The 3,254-nt window shown below is 70.4% G+C and carries 4 protein-coding genes; 2 read left to right on the forward strand and 2 right to left on the reverse strand.

The features are described 5' to 3' along the window. Window positions 1-125: 125 nt before the first annotated feature. Both ABD127_RS17500 and ABD127_RS17505 read right to left on the reverse strand, forming a co-directional pair. Entirely contained in the window at window positions 126-626 is a 501-nt protein-coding gene (locus ABD127_RS17500; protein WP_344203874.1) for a PH domain-containing protein, read from the reverse strand. Window positions 627-684: 58 nt separating this feature from the next. Next, window positions 685-1,470: a biotin--[acetyl-CoA-carboxylase] ligase gene (locus ABD127_RS17505; protein ID WP_344203875.1), complete on the reverse strand. Its 786-nt coding sequence runs from the start codon at window positions 1,468-1,470 to the stop codon at window positions 685-687. A 63-nt stretch (window positions 1,471-1,533) separates the two neighbouring features. Here ABD127_RS17505 and ABD127_RS17510 point away from each other — a divergent pair, with 63 nt between their 5' ends. Next, on the forward strand, window positions 1,534-3,138 hold the full coding sequence (locus ABD127_RS17510; RefSeq protein WP_344203876.1) for an acyl-CoA carboxylase subunit beta: 1,605 nt from the start codon (window positions 1,534-1,536) through the stop codon (window positions 3,136-3,138). Then, window positions 3,135-3,254: acyl-CoA carboxylase epsilon subunit (locus tag ABD127_RS17515; protein WP_344204248.1), on the forward strand; the 120-nt coding region annotated here is incomplete at its 3' end. The genes ABD127_RS17510 and ABD127_RS17515, both read left to right, overlap by 4 nt.

Genomic DNA, 3,254 nt, shown 5'->3' on the forward strand with positions numbered 1-3,254 from the left:
GCCGCAGCCGCCGCGACGTCGCGGTCGAGCTCCTCGCGCAGCAGCAGCGCGAGCAGCTGCGAGCGCAGCTCGACGCGTGCGGGCTCGCCCGCCGACGGGCGGTCGGTTCTGCTCATCGGACCGGCTCAGTCATCGTGGGTGTTCTGCACCTCGAAGACCAGGTCGCTGATCGCGCGGTGGAACTGCTCGACCCTCGGGATGTCGTCGAGCTTGAGTCCCTCCTCGTCGGCCGCGTTGTGGAACACGAGCGTGCCGGAGCGCAGGAGCCGGTCGTTGAGGTTCTTCTCGTACGAGACGTCGTTGATGCGGTTGAGCGGGATGATGCGGCCCGTGCGCGTCAGGACGCCCTTCTGCTCCACGATGCGACGGTTCGTCAGCGTGTAGGTCCACAGGTACCAGCGCAGGAACGGGATGATCACGAACCAGACGAGCAGCACGACCGCGACCGCCACGATCGCCCAGCGGACGTAGCCGTCACCGGTGTCGCCGGCCTGGGCCGCGCCGAAGGCCCCCGCGAACGCGATGACGAGCAGCAGCAGGAAGGGCAGGACCAGCGCCTTCACGTGCGTGCGCGTGGTCTGGATGTTGTGCTCGCCGGTCATGAGCATCTTGTCGGACAGGGCCATGGCCCTGATCTTGTCACGTGGCGACCCTCGCGGGCAGCACCTTCTCGGCTCTCACCGGTCAGGCACGGGCGCGGACGTGCGTGACGTCGCCCGCGCTCACCGCGGTGCCGGCGACGACGAGTCGACCGTCGGCGTCGACGTCCTCGGCCAGGCCCTGCAGGACCGAGCCGTCCGGGAGTGCCACGTCGACCACCCGGCCGACCGTGTCGCACCGCGCGACGTAGTCGGCCCGCAGCGCCTCCGCGTCGTCCTCGAGCCACCGGCGGTACGCCACGTCGAGGTGGTGCAACAGGCGCGAGAGCACCCGCCCGCGGTCGAGGTCGTCCGCTCCCGCGATGCGCAGCGAGGTCGCGTGCGGCACGGGGAGCTGCTCCTCGGCCAGGTCGACGTTGAGCCCGATGCCGACGACCGCGGCAGCCGCCGACGCGGCACCCGGGGTCTCGACCCGCTCGAGCAGGATGCCGGAGATCTTGCGACCGTCGACCAGCACGTCGTTGGGCCACTTGAGCCGCCCCTGGACGCCGAGCTCGGCCAGGGTCGCGTCGAGCGCCAGGCCCGCCGCCAGCGGCAACCAGACCCAGCGCCGCAGCGGCACCTCCGGGCGCCACACGACCGAGACCGCGATGCCCGTGCGCTCCGGCAGGGTGAAGCTGCGGTCGAGCCGTCCGCGGCCGGCGAGCTGGTGGTCCGCCGTCACGACCGAACCGTGCTCGGCGCCCTCGCGAGCCCATCGCGCGGCGTCGGCGTTGGTGCTGTCGGTCTCGGCGAGCACCCGCACCACGGCGTACGCCGGCAGGTGCAGAGCCGCGGCGTCGAGGGGTTCGGGGAGAGGTCGGTCGTCCACGTGTCCAGGCTCGCACACGGCCTCGCGGCACGGTCAACCCTGACGGTGGTTAATCTAGGCCCCGTGACCGAACCGCAGAGCACCGACGACCTCGAGATCAAGCCCGAGCTGCACACCACGGCCGGGAAGCTCTCGGACTTCCGTGACCGGCAGCGTGAGGCGACCGTCGTGGTCGCCGAGAACGCCGCCGAGAAGCAGCACAAGCGTGGGCGCAAGAGCGCCCGTGAGCGCATCGAGCTGCTCTTCGACGAGGGCTCGTTCGTCGAGCTCGACGCCCTCGCCCGCCACCGCAGCCACTCGGCCGCGCTCCAGGACCGCCGCCCGCTCGGCGACGGCGTCATCACCGGCTACGGCACGGTCGACGGCCGCCAGGTGTGCGTCTTCAGCCAGGACTTCAGCGTCTTCGGCGGCAGCCTCGGCGAGGTCTACGGCGAGAAGATCACCAAGGTCATGGACCTGGCGATCAAGGCCGGCTGCCCCATCATCGGCATCAACGAGGGCGCCGGCGCCCGCATCCAGGAGGGCGTCGTCTCGCTCGGCCTGTACGGCGAGATCTTCAAGCGCAACGTGCACGCCTCCGGCGTCATCCCGCAGATCAGCATGATCATGGGCAACTGCGCCGGCGGCCACGTCTACTCCCCCGCCGTCACCGACTTCACGGTCATGGTCGACGGCACCTCCGGCATGTTCATCACCGGCCCCGACGTCATCAAGACGGTCACCGGCGAGGACGTCACGATGGAGGAGCTCGGCGGCGGTCGCACGCACAACACCAAGAGCGGCAACGCCCACTACCTGGCCGCCGACGAGGACGACGCGGTCGAGTACGTCAAGGCGCTCCTGTCGTACCTCCCGCAGAACAACCTCGAGGAGGCCACGGTCTACGACGAGGTCGCCGACCTCGAGCCGAACGAGGCGGACGAGGCGCTCAACACGCTGATCCCCGACTCGGCGAACGTGCCCTACGACATCCGCACGGTCATCGAGACCGTCGTCGACGACGGCGACTTCCTCGAGGTCCAGCCGCTGTTCGCGCCCAACATCGTGATCGGCTACGGCCGGGTCGAGGGCCGCAGCGTCGGCGTCGTCGGCAACCAGCCGATGCAGTTCGCCGGCTGCCTCGACATCGACGCGTCCGAGAAGGCCGCCCGCTTCGTACGCACCTGCGACGCCTTCAACATCCCGGTCCTGACCTTCGTCGACGTGCCGGGCTTCCTGCCGGGCACCGAGCAGGAGTGGAACGGCATCATCCGTCGCGGCGCGAAGCTGATCTACGCGTACGCCGAGGCCACGGTGCCGCTCATCACGATCATCACGCGCAAGGCCTACGGCGGCGCGTACGACGTCATGGGGTCCAAGCACCTCGGCGCCGACGTCAACCTGTCGTGGCCCACGGGCCAGATCGCCGTGGTCGGCGCGTCCGGCGCGGTCAACATCCTCTACCGCAAGCAGGTCGCGGCGGCCGACGACCCCGAGGCCGCGCGCCAGGAGCTCATGACGGCGTACGAGGACGAGCTGTGCAACCCGTACATCGCCGCAGAGCGCGGTTACATCGACGCGGTCATCGAGCCGTCCACGACCCGCGCCGAGGTCACGAAGGCCCTGCGCCTGCTGAAGACCAAGCGCGAGTCGCTGCCGCCCAAGAAGCACGGGAACATCCCGCTGTGACGGACGAGACGCCCGAGACGACCCCGGAGCCGCAGAAGCCGGCCCTGCGGGTCGTCAAGGGCGACCCGACGCCCGAGGAGCTCGCCGCGCTGGTGGCCGTCGTGGCCGCCCGCTCG

This window comes from Aeromicrobium alkaliterrae, from assembly GCF_039529015.1.
Lineage (GTDB): Bacteria > Actinomycetota > Actinomycetes > Propionibacteriales > Nocardioidaceae > Aeromicrobium > Aeromicrobium alkaliterrae.

What these genes read in the sequence shown, in the direction of transcription:
- ABD127_RS17500 (WP_344203874.1), bottom strand. Translation starts at nt 626, where the DNA reads ATGGCCCTGTCCGACAAGATGCTCATGACCGGCGAGCACAACATCCAG.